12 protein-coding genes are annotated in these 15,951 nt (G+C 66.5%); 9 read left to right on the forward strand and 3 right to left on the reverse strand.

The window, feature by feature from the left end:
- Positions 1–218: 218 nt before the first annotated feature.
- From PVZ78_RS04235 to PVZ78_RS04245, 3 genes are all read right to left on the reverse strand, one after another.
- Positions 219–1,877 carry a phosphoethanolamine transferase gene (locus PVZ78_RS04235; RefSeq protein WP_038633556.1) on the reverse strand — a complete coding sequence of 553 codons (1,659 nt, stop codon included), beginning with the start codon at positions 1,875–1,877 and terminating at the stop codon, positions 219–221.
- A 132-nt stretch (positions 1,878–2,009) separates the two neighbouring features.
- Positions 2,010–2,747 carry a TorF family putative porin gene (locus PVZ78_RS04240; protein WP_273828264.1) on the reverse strand — a complete coding sequence of 246 codons (738 nt, stop codon included), beginning with the start codon at positions 2,745–2,747 and terminating at the stop codon, positions 2,010–2,012.
- Between the two features lie 131 nt (positions 2,748–2,878).
- A complete protein-coding gene (locus tag PVZ78_RS04245) occupies positions 2,879–4,621 on the reverse strand; it encodes an amidohydrolase (RefSeq protein ID WP_273828265.1) in 1,743 nt (580 codons plus the stop codon).
- A gap of 103 nt (positions 4,622–4,724) precedes the next feature.
- On the opposite strand from PVZ78_RS04245, the gene PVZ78_RS04250 reads away from it, so the two are divergent.
- From PVZ78_RS04250 to PVZ78_RS04290, 9 genes are all read left to right on the forward strand, one after another.
- Positions 4,725–5,642 (forward strand): LysR family transcriptional regulator, encoded by a 918-nt coding sequence (locus PVZ78_RS04250; RefSeq protein ID WP_025804523.1) that lies wholly within the window; start codon positions 4,725–4,727, stop codon positions 5,640–5,642.
- Positions 5,643–5,680: 38 nt separating this feature from the next.
- Positions 5,681–6,298 carry a transcriptional repressor LexA gene (lexA, locus tag PVZ78_RS04255; protein ID WP_273828266.1) on the forward strand — a complete coding sequence of 206 codons (618 nt, stop codon included), beginning with the start codon at positions 5,681–5,683 and terminating at the stop codon, positions 6,296–6,298.
- On the forward strand, positions 6,298–6,915 hold the full coding sequence (gene imuA, locus PVZ78_RS04260) for a translesion DNA synthesis-associated protein ImuA (protein WP_028682850.1): 618 nt from the start codon (positions 6,298–6,300) through the stop codon (positions 6,913–6,915). Before lexA ends, imuA begins: the two co-directional genes overlap by 1 nt.
- A gap of 7 nt (positions 6,916–6,922) precedes the next feature.
- Positions 6,923–8,338 (forward strand): Y-family DNA polymerase, encoded by a 1,416-nt coding sequence (locus PVZ78_RS04265; RefSeq protein ID WP_273828267.1) that lies wholly within the window; start codon positions 6,923–6,925, stop codon positions 8,336–8,338.
- Positions 8,335–11,418, forward strand: a complete 3,084-nt coding sequence (locus tag PVZ78_RS04270; protein WP_273828268.1) for an error-prone DNA polymerase — start codon at positions 8,335–8,337, stop codon at positions 11,416–11,418. Before PVZ78_RS04265 ends, PVZ78_RS04270 begins: the two co-directional genes overlap by 4 nt.
- Positions 11,419–11,702: 284 nt before the next feature.
- Entirely contained in the window at positions 11,703–12,359 is a 657-nt protein-coding gene (locus PVZ78_RS04275) for a CsgG/HfaB family protein (protein ID WP_232539790.1), read from the forward strand.
- 26 nt (positions 12,360–12,385) lie between these two features.
- Positions 12,386–12,757: a DUF4810 domain-containing protein gene (locus tag PVZ78_RS04280; RefSeq protein WP_009049701.1), complete on the forward strand. Its 372-nt coding sequence runs from the start codon at positions 12,386–12,388 to the stop codon at positions 12,755–12,757.
- On the forward strand, positions 12,754–13,413 hold the full coding sequence (locus PVZ78_RS04285) for a DUF799 domain-containing protein (protein ID WP_016705380.1): 660 nt from the start codon (positions 12,754–12,756) through the stop codon (positions 13,411–13,413). Before PVZ78_RS04280 ends, PVZ78_RS04285 begins: the two co-directional genes overlap by 4 nt.
- Positions 13,414–13,685: 272 nt before the next feature.
- Positions 13,686–15,797 (forward strand): hybrid sensor histidine kinase/response regulator, encoded by a 2,112-nt coding sequence (locus PVZ78_RS04290; protein WP_124345104.1) that lies wholly within the window; start codon positions 13,686–13,688, stop codon positions 15,795–15,797.
- Positions 15,798–15,951 lie beyond the last annotated feature (154 nt).

Below are 15,951 nucleotides of genomic sequence, written 5' to 3' on the forward strand. Positions count from 1 at the left end.
GCGATGAACGATGACGCGGTGGATCAGAAATTCCGCGTCGCGGCCTTCGCGGGCAAGCCTCGCTCCTACGGATCGTGCGCGACCTTCTTCATGTAGGAGCACAGCTTGCGTGCGATGAACGATGACGCGATGCGCCAGGCAAACCGCGTCGTTCCCATCGCGGGCAAGTCGGATCGCCGCCCGCTCGCTCCTACAGAGGCGAGGCTGTACCGGCGGCGCTAGTGCGCCGCGGTCATGTTCGGCCGGCAGGAATGGAAGATGTCCAGCCGCGGCTGGTACAGGCTGGTCTTGACCTCGAACAGCCCGAGCACCGAGTGGAACAGGTTGTCGTGGCTCAGGTCCGGCTCGCCGCGCTTGCCTTGCAGGCAGTCGCGCTGGATGCCCAGGTCGGCCAGGGCCTGCTGGCCGAACCACATCAGCATCGGCACATGGGTCTGCGCCTGCGGCGCCAGGGCGTAGGGCGCGGCGTGCAGGTACAGGCCGTTTTCGCCGAGGGACTCGCCATGGTCGGAGACGTACAGCATCGAGGTGTCGAAGCGTTCCTGGTTGTGCTTGAGCAGCTCGATGACCCGGGCCAGGAAGTGGTCGGTGTAGAGGATGGTGTTGTCATAGACGTTCACCAGTTCCTCGCTGCTGCAACTGCCCAGCTGGTTGGTGTGGCAGATCGGGGTGAAGCGCTCCAGGTTCTTCGGATAGCGGTCGTAGTACTCCGGGCCATGGCTGCCGTCGGCGTGCAGGACGATGATCGCGTTGTCGCCGAGGCCATCGATGTACTGCTGCAGGTCCACCAGCAGGGCCTCGTCCAGGCAGTTCTTGCCGTCGCAGAAGGGGCTCGGCTGGGTCTTGGGAATGTCGCGGTTCGGCACCCGCAGGCAGGTGCCCTTGCAGTCGCTGTTGTTGTCCAGCCACAGCACCTGCACGCCGGCCCGTTGCAGCACATCCAGCAGGCCTTCGTAGGTCTTGCCCTTCTTGTCGCTGTAGTCCTCGCGGGGAAACATCGAGAACATGCACGGCACCGAGACCGCGGTCGAGGTGCCGCAGGAATGCACCTGGGTGAAGTTGAGGATGTCCAGCCTGGCCAGCTCCGGGTTGGTGTCGCGGGCGTAGCCGTTGAGGGAGAAGTGGTCGGCGCGGGCGGTTTCGCCGACCACCAGGATCATCAGCGACTTCTTCTCCCGGGCGCTGGCCTGGGCGCTCATCGCCGCGTCCTGGCCGATTGGCTGGATCACCAGGTGTTGCTTGATCCCCAGGCTCTGCTTGGCGTATTTGCCGAGGGCGTAGAGGTAGTTGGTCGGGTTGATGAAGTGGGTCAGCTTGTCTTCTTCGCGAAAGATCGGCGCGTAGGTGGAATAAAAGGTGCCGACCGAGACCGCGATCACCAGCACGCAGGCGGCAATCACCAATAGCTTGTTCAGCAGGCCGCGAAAGAACGGCCGGTAGCGCACCGGGGTGCGCCAGATCAGCACCACCGGCAACGCGCCCAGCACCAGCAGATAGCCCAGCAGCTTGAGGTTGAACAGCGCGGCGGCTTCGCCCGGGTTGGTCTCGAACACGTTCTGCACCATCACCGTGTCGATGGTGATGCCGTACTGGTTCATGAAATACGCGGCGGCGGCCGAGGTCAGGGCCACCAGGCTCAGTGCCGGTTTCAGGGTCCAGCGGAAGGACACCAGGGTCAGCAGCAGGGTGATGGCGGCCCACAGGAACAGCCCGAAGGAGGCGAAGAATGCCAGCTTGTGCAGGCCCTGCAGGCTGATCAGGTGGCCCAGCGCGCGCCAGGTGGCAAAGTTGTAGAGCGCCACCAGGGCCAGGGAAAACAGCAGTACCAGGCGGGTCGATGTGATTGACGCGAATCGCAGTCCTTTGCCCAAGACCATTTCAGTTCGTTCCTCCGGGTAGAGATACAGGCACCAGCAGTGGCACTGCTGACTGTAGAGGGTCATTGGTCAAAAAAATGTCGAAAGGGCGCGGGCCGTTACCCGAATCACGTCGAGCCGCGCCCGCCGGATTCAGAAAGTCTTCCTGGCACTGGCGACCCAGGTCGCGCCACACAGGTCGCTGAACCCGTAGTTGCTGGTGCACTGGCTTTTCGACAGGTCGGTATCGATATAGCTCAGGCCCAGCACCACGCCTGCCACCTCGCGGGTCGATCTGGCCTCCCATTCGTGGTAGGTATCCTCGCCCTGGCCCGAGGCCGAGATCAACCGTGGGTCCTTGAAGTCCATCTCGCCGTAACGCAGCTTCAGCCCCAGGCCCAGGGGCAGCTCGGTCTCGTAGCCCACGTAGCGATACAGGGTGTTTTGCTGGCTGTCGATGCCCGCGGCGTCGCTGGAGTAATAGGCGGCCAGGCTGACCCCATAGGCACTGAAAATCCCGTAGACCTCGCTCTGGTTGAATTGCCCTTCCCTGGGGTAGCTGTACTTGAGGTAGCCCAGGTCGAGGCTGATCGCGTCGCTGGCCTGCCACAGCCAGCCGGCGTAGTAGTCGACTTCCTGGCGGGTCTTCAGGCCGCCGCCGAAATCGACGTTGGAGGTCCACGCACCCAGGTACAGGCCGCTGCTGTGCAGCAGGGTCGCGGCGGCCTGTGCGGCGGGGTCGTTCTGGGTCTGGGAAATGCCGCGGGTGCGGTAGTCGCTGGCCAGGGTCAGTTCCAGTTCCACGGCAAAGTCATCGTTCAGGGGCAGGGCCTGGCTGCCCAGGGGCAGCAGGCTCAAGGCGCCGATGGCGAACAGGCTGAGGGTCTTCATAGGGGCGTCCCGTGTTGTTGTGATTGTTAGGGGCGGATTTCAGGCAAGGCTGCGCCGGCCCCACGTGTGCAAGGACGCGGGGGCGGGCAGTGGAGCTGTTTTTCTAGAGGGATCGATCTGGGGGGATCGGGCTAGAGAGGCCGGGCGTAGACTTCGCGGCCGGCGAACCAGGTCTGCAGCACCTGGGTTTCATGCAGGGCCTTTTCGTCGACACGGAACACGTCGCGGTCCAGCACGATGAAGTCGGCCTGTTTGCCGGCGCTCAGCGAGCCGATCCGTTGCTCCAGGCCGATGGCGCGGGCGGCGTTGAGGGTGTAGGCGTAGAACATGGTCTCGCGGTCCAGGCGCTCGTCGGCGTTGAGCACCCCCAGCGGCCCCTTGCGGGTGATGGCCTGGGCGATGGCGTTCCACGGGTTGGGCGAGGACACCGGCCAGTCGCTGGCCCCGGCGAGGGTCGCGCCCTGCTTGAGCAGCGAGTGCGCCGGGTACTGGTAACGGAAGGCCAGGGCGCTGACATACGGCTTGATCATGTCCAGGGTGTAGTCGTCGGCCGAGGCCCACAGCAGTTGCATCGAGGCGATGACCCCCAACGGCTTGAAGCGAGTGAACTCCTTCGGGTTGACCATCTGCAGGTGGGTGATGGAGTGGGCGATGCCGCTCTGGCGGTCCTGGCGCGCCTGGGCAATGCCATTGAGGGATTCGCGCACCGCGCGGTCGCCGATGGCGTGGATGTGCACCCGCCAGCCGCGCTGGTCGATGGCGCTGACCAGTTCGCCGAAATGCTCGGGATCGATCAGCAGTTCGCCCTGTTTGCGCGAGTTGCTGTAGGGATCGATCATCGCCGCGCTCTGGGCCGGGTACTCGATCACCCCGTCGGCGAAAATCTTGACGCCGGGCAGGGTCAGGTTGGGGATGCCCTGGAATTGCTGGCGCACCTGCTCCAGCACGTCGAGGTCGGCAGGGCGGCTTTTCGGGTTGGCCACCAGCAGCGCGGCGACATGGGCGCTCATGCCGCCGCTTTCGGCGAGCGCCTTGTAGGCCGGCAGCACACCAACCGTCTGGGCCGTGGGCTTGAGGGCGAACACCGCCTCGCCGGGGGCGGCGTTGGCCGCCGGGTCCATCCAGGCGGTGATGCCCAGGCTGTTGTTGTAGCGCACCGCCGATTGCGCCGCGTTGAGCAGGGCGGCGTTGCTGGGCACCGGCATTTTCGCCGCGACCCGGTCCCAGCCGGCGTCCACCAGGAAGCCATTGGGGCGGCCGTCGGCGAGCTGGCCTATGGTGTCGCGCTCGGCCTCTGGCAGGCTCTTGAGCAGGGCGGCGTCGATGCCGGCGCGCTCCAGCATTGCGTCATTGGCCCAGGCGGTATGGTGATCGCTGCCGGTGAACACCACGGGCACCCTGGCCCACTCGCCGGCGTTGAAGCGCTGGCCCAGGGCTTCGGCCTGGGCCCAGTAGGCCGAGCTCATGCCGGCGATGCTGAGGACATCACCATGCCGGGCCTTGCCGTCGTCGCGCCAGGCGCGCAGTTTCCGCTCCAGTTCGTCGAGGCTGACCACCTGGTCCTGCATATTGGCCGAGGTCATTTCCAGGCCGCCGAAGATCGCGTGGGAATGGCTGTCGATCAGGCCGGGCATCAGGGTCTTGCCGCCCAGATCGATGACCCGGGTGCCGGTTTCGATCAGGGCCTTGATCTGCGCGTCGCTGCCCACTTGCAGCACCTTGCCGTCGGCCACCGCCAGGGCCTGGACCTTGGGCTGGGCGCGATCGGCGGTGAACACCTGGCCGTTGAACAGCACCAGGTCGGTGGCGGCCATGGCTTCCATTGAGGCAAAACTCACTGCAATCGTCAGCAGATTCGGGATGAACCTTTTCATTGAGTATTTCCTTGTTATTGCGTCTGATGGCCAGATTAGTGGCTTGCCAGAGCCGACAGAACGCCTCGCTGACGAAAAACGTTTTTGCCTGAATGGAAAAAGCATGGACAAGTTGGGTGCATTAAAGATGTTCGTGGTCACCGCGCAGCTCGGCAGTTTCAGCCGCGCCGCCGAGCAATTGGGCAAGACCCCCTCGGCCCTGACCAAGGCGGTCAATCACCTGGAAGTCGAGCTGGGCGCGCGTCTGTTCGAGCGCAGCACCCGACGGATCCTGCTGACGGAAGTGGGGCGGCTCTACCTGGAAACCGCGCGCCAGGTCCTGCAGCGGCTGGAGGAGGCCGGCGAGGAAATCGAGCAGTTGCAGCATGGCCTGCGCGGCAACCTGAAGATCACCGCGCCGCTGGCCTATGGGCAGGCCTTTCTCGACCAGGTGTGTGGCGGTTTCCTCGAGCAGTATCCGCAGATCGACCTGCAGGTGGACCTGTGCGACGAGTTCGTCAACCTGCTGGAAAGCGGCTACGACCTGGCCCTGCGCGAAGGCCATGACGACCTGCCGGGGCTGATTGCGCGGGTGGTCGGCAGCAATTGCCTGGCCTTGTGCGCCAGCCCGGCCTACCTGGCGCGCAAGGGCGTGGCGGTGACGCCGCAGACCCTGGATGAACACGAATGGCTGCTCTATCGCCATCCCTTGCTCAGCCGCGAGTTCTGGTGGGTCGAACGGGACGGGCAGCGCCTGAGCCTGCCGCAACCCCGGGCGCCGCGGCTGCGCAGCGACAATTACGACCTGTTGCTGGCCAATGCCCTGGCCGGGCGCGGGCTGTTGCACACCCCGTTGTGGAGCGCCGCGCCTTACCTGGCCGACGGTCGCCTGGTGCGGGTGATGGCCGACTACGCCATCGACCCGGACTGCTTCGGGCCGCACATCCTCGCGGTCTACCCCAGCCACCGGCGGGCCACGGCCAAGGTGCTGGCGTTCATCGATTACATCAGCGCGTTCCTGGCGAGCCGTGGCCTGGGCTGACTGGCGGTTCTTGTCAGGAAAACCCGGGAGGAGTACAAATGTACTCCATGACTACTTTATCTCCCCGCCGCAGTGCCATCCTGACCTTTATCCGCGAGCGCATCGCCGAACATGGCCAGCCCCCGAGCCTCGCTGAAATCAGCGAGGCCTTCAGCTTCGCCTCGCGCAGCGTGGCGCGCAAGCATGTCGTGGCCCTGACCGAGGCCGGCTTCATCGAGGTCAACCCCCATCAGGCCCGAGGCATCCGCCTGCTCAACCAGCCGCCGCGCCCCGAGTGGCTGGAGATCCCGGTGCTCGGCCGGGTCGCCGCCGGCCTGCCGATCGGCGCCGATGCCGAGGTGCACAACCGCTTGCTGCTCGACCCGGCGCTGTTTTCCCGTACCCCCGATTACCTGCTGCGGGTCCAGGGCGACTCGATGATCGAGGACGGCATCCTCGACGGCGACCTGGTGGCGGTGCGCCGCGACAGCGAGGTGCGCAACGGCCAGATCGTGGTGGCGCGGCTGGATGGCGAAGTCACCATCAAGCGTTTCGAACGCCTGGCCGATGGCGTGCGCCTGCTGCCGCGCAACCCGGCCTATGCCCCGATCCTGATCGGCGAAGACCGGGACCTGGCCATCGAAGGGGTGTTCTGTGGCCTGGTGAGGCAAGGCTGATGGGCGCCGTCGTGGCACTGGAGACGCTGTTCAATGCCGGCCGGGTGTGGAAGGGCCGCCCGACGGCGCCCGCCGCCAGCCCGCAGCCCACCGGCCACGCCATGCTGGACGCGGCCTTGCCCAGCGGCGGCTGGCCTGAAGCGGCGCTGACGGAAATCCTTATCGCCGCCCAGGGCGTCGGCGAGCTGCAACTGCTGTGGCCGACCCTGGCCCGGCTCTCGGCCGCCGGCGAGCGCATCGTGCTGGTGGCGCCGCCCCATGTGCCGTACCCCCAGGCCTGGCAGAACGCCGGGGTCGACCTGCGCCAGCTGGCGGTGATCCAGGCCGGCGAACGGGACGCCCTGTGGGCCGCCGAGCAGTGCCTGCGCTCGGGCAGTTGCGGGGCTGTGCTGTGCTGGCCGCAACAGGCCGACGACCGCGCCTTGCGGCGGTTGCAGGTGGCGGCCGAAACCGGCCAGACCCTGGCCTTTGCCTACCGTCCCCTCAAGGAAGCCATCAACCCCTCGCCGGCGGCCCTGCGCCTTGCCGTGGAGGCCCGGCCGGCGCAGCTGCGGATACTCAAGTGCCGCGGCGGCCTGGCCCATGCGGCGCCGATCGCCTTCGCCCCGGGGCACTGAGGTTGCCATGCGCTGGGTCTGTATTCTGTTCCCGCAATTGGCGCTGGACGCGGCACTGCGCCAGCGCCCCGAGCCGGACGCCGCGTTGGCGCTGCTCAGCGGGACGCCGCAGCGCCGGGTGATCCAGGCGGTGAATGCCGCCGCCCGCGAGCTGGGGTTGCGGCCCGGGCAGTCGTTGACCGCCGCCCAGGCCCTGAGCAAGAACTTCGCCAGCGCCGAATACGACGCCGACGAAATCGCCCATTGGCAGCAGTTTCTCGCGGCCTGGGCCTACCGTTTCAGTTCCCAGGTCAGCCTTCATTATCCGCGCACCCTGGTGTTCGAGATCGAGTCGAGCCTGGGCCTGTTCGGCCCCTGGCCACAGCTGGAGGCGCGCCTGCGCCAGGAGCTGAACGCGCTGGGTTTTCGCCACCGCATCGTCAGCGCGCCGAATCCGGCGGCGGCCCGGGTGCTGGCCAATGCCTACGACGGGCTGGCGGTGACCGACCTGGAGCAATTGCGCCAGGCCCTGGGGCGCATGCCCGTGGAGCGTCTTGGCTTGCTGCCGGGCGCGGCCACGGCCCTGTCGCGCATGGGCCTGCGCACCTTCGCCCAGGTGCGCGAGCTGCCCCGGGACACCCTGGCCCGACGTTTCGACGCGGGCCTGCTCAAGCACCTGGATACTCTGTTGGGCGAGCGTTCCCTGGCGTTGGCGTTCTATCAGCCGCCAGACCGTTTCGATCTGCGCATCGAATTGAATTTCGACGTGCTGTCCCACCAGGCTCTGCTGTTTCCCCTGCGCCGCTTGACCAGCGATCTGGCGGCGTTTCTCTGTGGCCGTGACAGCGGGGTGCAGCGCTTCGACCTGCACCTGGAGCATGTCGAGCTGCCCGACAGCCTGATCAAGGTCGGCCTGCTCAGTGCCGAACGCGAGCCGGCGATGCTGTTCGAACTGGCGCGCGGGCGCCTGGAGCAGGTCCAGGTGCCCGCGCCGGTGCGTGGCGTGCGCCTGGTGGCCGAGGATTTGCCGCGCTTCGTGCCGCAGCACCGCGAGCTGTTCGACGAGCGCCCGCAGCAATCCCTGCCCTGGGAGCAGTTGCGCGAACGCCTGCGCGCCCGCCTGGGAGACGAGGCGGTGCATGGCTTGCGTTTCCACGCTGACCACCGTCCCGAATGCAGCTGGCAACCGGTCGGCGACAGCCAGGCCTGCCCGCTGCTGCCCGGACCGCGGCGCCCGGGCTGGCTGTTGCGCGAGCCGCAGGTGCTGCCGGAGGGGGCGGCGCGGATCCTCATGGGGCCGGAGCGCATCGAGTCCGGCTGGTGGGACGGCGGCGACGTGCGCCGTGACTATTACCTGATCGAAACCCGCGGCGGCCAGCAGGGCTGGGCCTATCGCCCGGTGGGCGAGGCGGGGCCCTTGCTGTTGCAGGGCTGGTTCGCATGAAGGGCTACGCCGAACTGCACTGCCTGTCGAACTTCAGTTTCCAGCGCGGTGCCTCCAGTGCCCGCGAGCTGTTCGAGCGGGCGGCGGCCCAGGGCTACCAGGCCCTGGCGATTACCGACGAGTGCAGCCTGGCCGGCATCGTCCGGGCCTGGCAGGCCTCGAAGGACTGCAACCTGCCGCTGATCGTCGGCAGCGAAATGCGCCTCGACGACGGCCCCAGGCTGGTGCTGCTGGCGGAGAACCTGGAGGGCTACCAGGGCCTGTGCCGGCTGATTACCCGCGCCCGACGCCGGGCGCAGAAGGGCCAGTACCAGCTGTTGCGGGAAGACTTCGAGCAGCCCTTGCCGGGGCTGCTGGCCCTGTGGCTGGCGGACGCTCAACCACAGGGTGAACAGCAAGAAGCGGGGCGCTGGTTGCAGCAGGTGTTCGCCGACCGGCTGTGGCTGGCCGTGGAGCTGCATTGCGGCCAGGACGACCAGCGGCGCCTGGGTGAATTGCTGACGCTGTCTCGGGAGCTGGGCATTGCCGCCGTGGCCTGCGGCGATGTGCATATGCATGTGCGCGGGCGCCGGGCCTTGCAGGACACCATGACCGCGATCCGCCATCACGTGCGGGTGGCCGAGGCCGGCCAGCGCCTGCACCCCAATGGCGAGCGGCATTTGCGCAGTCTCGAGGCGTTGCGCAGCCTTTATCCGCCGGCCCTGCTGGAAGAGTCGCTGAAGATCGCCGAGCGCTGCCATTTCGACCTCGGGCAACTGCATTACCAGTACCCCCGGGAGCTGGTACCGCAAGGGCAGACGCCCACCAGCTGGCTGCGCGAGCTGACCGAGCGCGGCATCGTCAAGCGCTGGCCCGGGGGCGCCAAGCCCAAGGTGCTCAAGCAGATCGACGCTGAGCTGGAACTGATCGCCGAGCTGGGTTACGAGAGCTATTTCCTCACGGTGCACGACATCGTCAGTTTTGCCCGCGGCCAGTCGATCCTCTGCCAGGGCCGGGGCTCGGCGGCCAACTCGGTGGTGTGTTTCGCCCTGGGCATCACCGAGATCGACCCGGACCGCTCGACCCTGTTGTTCGAGCGTTTTCTCTCCCGCGAGCGCAACGAGCCACCGGATATCGACGTGGACTTCGAGCACGAGCGCCGCGAAGAAGTCCTGCAGTACGTGTTCCAGCGTTACGGCCGCCATCGCGCCGCGCTGACCGCGGTGGTCAGCACCTACCATGGCGCCGGCGCGGTGCGCGATGTGGCCAAGGCCCTGGGCCTGCCGCCGGACCAGGTCAACGCCCTGGCCGATTGCTGCGGGCATTGGAGCGATACGCCGCCGGCCGTCGAGCGCCTGCTGGAGGCCGGTTTCGACCCGGACAGCCCGGTGCTGCGCCGGGTCCTGAGCCTGACCGGGCAACTGATCGGCTTTCCCCGGCACCTGTCCCAGCACCCCGGTGGCTTCGTGATTTCCGAACAGCCGCTGGACACCCTGGTGCCGGTGGAAAACGCGGCCATGGCCGAGCGCACCATCATCCAGTGGGACAAGGACGACCTGGACGCGGTCGGGCTGCTCAAGGTGGATGTGCTGGCGCTGGGCATGCTCAGTGCGATTCGCCGCTGTTTCGACCTGATCCATGGCTATCGGGACCAGCGGCTAAGCCTGGCCAGCATCCCCGCCGAGGACCCGGCCACCTACGAAATGATCGGCCGCGCCGACACCATCGGCGTGTTCCAGATCGAGTCGCGGGCGCAGATGTCGATGCTGCCCCGGCTCAAGCCAAAGGATTTCTACGACCTGGTGATCGAGGTGGCCATTGTCCGGCCGGGGCCGATCCAGGGCGGGATGGTGCATCCGTACTTGCGTCGGCGGGACAAGAAGGAGGAGGTGACCTATCCCTCCGAGGAACTGAAAGAGGTGCTGCAGCGGACCCTGGGCGTGCCGCTGTTCCAGGAGCAGGTGATGCAGATCGCCATTGTCGCCGCCGACTACACCCCCGGCGAGGCCGACCAGTTGCGCCGCTCCATGGCCGCCTGGAAACGCCACGGCGGCCTGGAGCCCCACCGCCTGCGCCTGCGCGACGGCATGCGCGCCAATGGCTACAGCGACGAATTCGCCGCGCAGATCTTCGAGCAGATCAAGGGCTTCGGCAGCTACGGTTTTCCCGAGTCCCACGCCGCCAGTTTCGCCTTGCTGACCTATGCCAGCTGCTGGCTCAAGTGCCATGAGCCGGCGGCCTTCGCCTGTGCCCTGATCAACAGCTGGCCCATGGGCTTCTACAGCCCCGACCAGATCCTCCAGGACGCGCGCCGGCACCATCTGGCGATTCGTCCGGTGGACGTGCGCGCCAGCGCCTGGGATTGCAGCCTGGAACCGCTGGCCGGCGCGCAGCCGGCGTTGCGCCTGGGGCTGCGGATGATCAAGGGCTTTCGCGAAGACGACGCGCGGCGCATCGAGGCAGCACGCCAGTACGCGCCCTTTGTCGATATCGCCGACCTCGGGCAACGGGCGCGCCTGGACAGCCGCGCCCAGGAACTGCTGGCCGATGCCGGCGCCCTGCGTGGGCTGGCCGGGCACCGGCATCGGGCGCGCTGGGAAGTGGCGGGGGTGCAGCAACAGCTCGGCCTGTTCGCCGGCCTGCCGCGCCAGGAGGAAACGCCCGTGGCCTTGCCGCGACCGACGGTCGGCGAAGATCTGCAGGCCGATTACCTGAGCGTCGGCACCACCCTCGGGCCCCATCCGCTGGCCTTGCTGCGGGACGAGCTCAAGGCCCGGCGCTGCCGCAGTTCCCGCGAGCTGCTGGAGGTCGAGCACGGGCGTCCGGTGAGCATCGCCGGGCTGGTCACCGGACGCCAGCGGCCGGGCACCGCCAGCGGCGTGACCTTCGTCACCCTGGAAGACGAGTTCGGCAACGTCAACGTGGTGGTCTGGCGCGACCTGGCCGAACGCCAGCGCAAGGTCCTGGTCGGCGCGCAGTTGCTCAAGGTCGACGGCACCCTGGAAACCGAAGGCGAGGTCCGCCACCTGATCGCCGGCCGCCTGAGCGACCTCAGCGACCTGCTGAGCGGCATCACCATCCGCAGCCGCGATTTCCGCTGAGCCGGTCACGCTGCCGCAGGCTGCGACCGGCGTCGCAGCCATCGCGGGCAAGCCTGGAGCGTCCGGCAGTCAATCGACTGACGGCAGGATTTTTATTTCTTTTCGCAATGATGGCACTTTGGCATAATCGCCGTCGCCGACGCCTCCTGCGTCACGTTTCAGCATGCCCTGACTGCTATTTCCGAACCCGCAGAAGCCGTGTTTCGCAAGGCTGTGGCAGGGCGCAGGCACTTTTTATGAATACTCAAAAGGAACCCAGAGTGAGACTGATCTCGAAGTTGGTGATGTCGGGCGTAGCGTTGGCCGTACTGGCGGGCATGAGCGGTTGTGCCACGGAAAGCTCCCGGGCGTTGCCGGTGGAGAAGGTCCAGAGCGCCAATCAGGTGTGGACCGGTGCTCGGGTACCGATGGCGGTAGGCAAGTTCGATAACCGCTCCAGCTACATGCGCGGGATCTTCTCCGACGGCGTCGACCGCCTCGGCGGCCAGGCCAAGACCATCCTGATTACCCACCTGCAGCAGACCAACCGCTTCAACGTGCTGGATCGCGACAACATGGGCGAGATCCAGCAGGAAGCGGCAATCAAGGGCCAGGCGCAGAAGCTCAAGGGCGCGGACTTCGTGGTGACCGGCGATGTCACCGAGTTCGGCCGCAAGGAAACCGGCGACCACCAGCTGTTCGGCATTCTCGGCCGCGGCAAGACCCAGGTGGCCTACGCCAAGGTGGCGTTGAACATCGTCAACATCAGCACTTCCGAAGTGGTGTATTCGACCCAGGGCGCCGGCGAGTATGCCCTGTCCAACCGCGAGGTGATCGGCTTCGGCGGCACCGCTTCCTACGACTCGACCCTCAACGGCAAGGTCCTCGACCTGGCCATGCGCGAGGCCGTCAACCGCATGGTCGAGGCGATTGACGCCGGTGCCTGGAAACCCGGCCGCTGATCAATACCGCTGACAGGGAGAAGAGCATGTTCAACACCAAGATGGCCCGGCCGCTGATGGCCGCCATGTTGCTGGGCAGCGTATTGCTGGCCGGTTGCAGCGGGCCGAAGACGCTTTACCAGTGGGAAACCTACCAGGCCCAGACCTACGAGTACTTCAAGGGCGAGGAGGCCAAGGAGGCCCAGGTCGAAGCGCTGGAGCGCGACCTGCAGAAGATCAAGTCCACCGGCAAGGCGGTGCCGCCGGGTTACCACGCGCATCTGGGCATGCTCTATGCGGGCCTGGGCAAGGACGACCAGATGGTGCAGCAGTTCAATACCGAGAAGGCGCTGTTCCCCGAGTCCGCGCCGTACATGGACTTTCTGCTGAAAAACGCCAAGAAGGGAGCCGGCCAATGAACCTCTGCACCTTGCGCAACCTGATGGGCCTGTTGGCCGTCAGCCTGCTGGTGGGCTGCGCCACGCCCAAGACCGTGGACTACTCGGCCTACAAGCAGGCCCGGCCGAAGTCGATCCTGGTGCTGCCGCCGCTCAACGAGTCGCCGGACGTCAAGGCCACCTACAGCATGCTGTCCCAGGTGACCTTCCCCCTGGCCGAAGCCGGTTATTACGTGATGCCGATCGCGGTGGTGGACGAAACTTTCCGCCACAACGGCCTGACCAACCCGGCGGATATCCATGGCCTGTCGCCGGCCAAGCTCAACGAGATCTTCGGCGCCGATGCCGGGCTGTATATCACCGTCAAGGAATACGGAACCAGCTACATGCTGATCAGCAGCGCCACCGTGGTCACCGCCAGTGCCACCCTGGTCGACCTGAAGACCGGCACCACGTTGTGGACCGGCACTGCCCGGGCCTCCAGCGAAGAGGGCAACAATAACAACGGCGGTGGCCTGGTGGGCATGCTGATCACCGCCGCGGTGAAGCAGATCATCAACACCTCCACCGATGCCGGTCACCCGATCGCCGGCATCACCAGCCAGCGCCTGCTGTCGGCCGGGCAACACGCGGGCCTGTTGTACGGTCCACGCTCGCCGAAATACGGCACCGACTGAGGTCCGCAGGGCGGGCAATCCGCCCTGTGCCAGGCGACGTTTGCGAGCGTCCGCCTGGACCTTGCGCCAACGCCTATGCTGTTTGTTCAATCCTGTCCGGCGCGTGCTGGGTGCACTCGCGGGCAGGGCGACCGACCAGCGGCAGCGGTGATTCGGCCCTGGGGCTGAAAATAGTGAAACCATCCGCACGCACGGTGCTCAAAGGCTCTGGAGGCTGCCGCGTCGCAACCTCTTGAAAACCCATGCTTGTCATGTTTTTCGTAGAGTTCGTCATGCCGTTCTTATCAGATCCTCATGGTTGCCAGGGCTGGAAAGGCGAGATGGCCGCACGCATCCAGGCGTTCGACTGGTCTGTCACCGAGCTGGGGGCGCTGGACCGCTGGTCATCGAGCCTGTGCAGCGCGGTGCAACTGCTGCTGGCCTCGCCGGTGCCGCTGGTCATGCTCTGGGGCCGTTCGGGCTACATGATCTACAACGATGCCTACGCCGAATTCGCCGGTGGCCGGCATCCGTACCTGCTCGGCTGCCAGGTGGAGCAGGGCTGGCCGGAGGTGGCGGATTTCAACCGCCATGTGCTGGACACCTGCCTGGCGGGCGGGACCCTGTCGTACCGCAACAAGGAGCTGGTGCTGCTGCGCAACGGCCAGCCGGAACATGTCTGGATGGACCTCTACTACAGTCCGGTGGCCGGTGACGACCAGGCGCCGGCCGGGGTCATGGCGATCGTGGTCGAGACCACTGCCCATGTACTGTCCGAGCAACGCCGCCAGGAAGTCGAGAGCGCCTACCGCGCGGAAAACGAGCGGGTGCAACTGGCGCTCAATGCCGGGGCGCTGCTGGGGTCCTTTGTCTGGGACATCAAGGCCGACCGGTTGTCGGGCGACGAGCGTTTTGCCCGGACCTTTTCCTACCCGCTGGAGCAGCCGCTGGACGACCTGTCGATGGCGGTCGCCGACAGCCGGGTGCACCCCGAGGACCTGGCGCGGATCAAGGAACAGGCGGCCTACAGCGTGCAAAAGGGCGTGCCCTACAACGCCGAATACCGCATCCGCCGGGCGGACGGCAGTTACCTGTGGGTCATGGGCTGCGGCCGTTGCGAGTTCGACGCCGCGGGACAGGCCCTGCGCTTTCCCGGCGTGCTGATCGATATCCACGAACGCAAGATGGCCGAAGAGTCGCTGCTGCAACTGACGCGCAATCTCGAGCAGCGGGTGGCCGAGGAGGTCAACGCGCGGGTCTCGGCCGAGGAGCAGCTGCGCCAGTCGCAGAAGCTCGAGGCCATTGGCGGCATGACCGGTGGCGTGGCCCACGACTTCAACAACCTGCTGCAAGTGATCGCCGGCAACCTGCACCTGCTGGCGCGCCATGAGCCGGACAATGCCAATGTGCAGCGCCGGGTCGGCGCGGCCATTACCGCGGTCGAGCGCGGCGCCAAGCTGTCCGCGCAACTGCTCGCGTTCGCCCGGCGCCAGCCGCTGTCGCCCGAGGTCTACAATCCGTGCCGAATCCCCGACAGCCTGGGTGAGCTGCTGCAACGGGCCCTCGGCGAGACCATCGATATCGACGTGCAGTTGCCTGCGAACCCCTGGTGCATCAAGGTCGATCGCGGCCAGCTGGAAAATGCCTTGCTCAACCTGGCGATCAACGCCCGCGATGCCATGAAGGGCGAGGGCACCATCGGCATCCGTGGCGAAAATGTGGTGCTCGACAGCGATTTCTGTGCCGGCAAGGGCATCACCGCCGGCGACTACCTGTGCCTGTCGGTGGCCGATACCGGCGATGGCATGCCGCCCGAGGTGCTCAAGCAGGCGTTCGAGCCGTTCTTCACCACCAAGCGCGATGGCCTGGGCACCGGGCTGGGGCTGAGCATGGTGTTCGGTTTCGTCAAGCAGAGCGGCGGCCATATCGAGATGCTCAGCACGCCGGGGCAGGGCACCACGGTGCGCATGTATTTTGTCCGCAGTACCGAGCAGGAACCGGGCGCGGCGCCCCGGCGTGGGCAGCGGCCTTGCCATGGCCAGGAAACCATCCTGGTGGTGGAGGATAACGAGGACGTCCGCGCGGCGGCGGTCGAGCTGCTGGAGCACGCCGGCTACAAGGTGCTGGTGGCGGCCAATGGCGATGCGGCCATGCAACTGTTGCTGAACGGCGTCCATGTCGAGTTGATCTTCACCGATGTGGTGATGCCCGGCCTGATCAAAAGCACCGACCTGGCGCTCTGGGCCAAGACCCAGTCGCCGGCCGTGGCGGTGCTGTTCACCTCGGGGCATACCCGCGACATCATTTCCTGCAATCACCAGCTCAGCCCGGACACCCACCTGCTGAGCAAGCCCTACAGCCCGGACGCCCTGACCGCCATGGTCAGGTCGGTGCTGGAGGCGTGAGACTGTAAGCCTCTCAAGCAAAAAGTCCGCTGAACCTTCGAGATCCACGGTTGCTCAAAACTCCGAGCCCATGCACCCTGCAACTCGGTCGGGTGGCTGCCTGTCGCCGGTGCTGGCGCCGAGGGGCTCTCTGACTTGAAATCTCGTCCCGACA

The organism is Pseudomonas sp. SBT1-2 (genome assembly GCF_028640875.1).
In the GTDB taxonomy this organism is placed as follows: Bacteria; Pseudomonadota; Gammaproteobacteria; order Pseudomonadales; family Pseudomonadaceae; genus Aquipseudomonas; species Aquipseudomonas chlororaphis_I.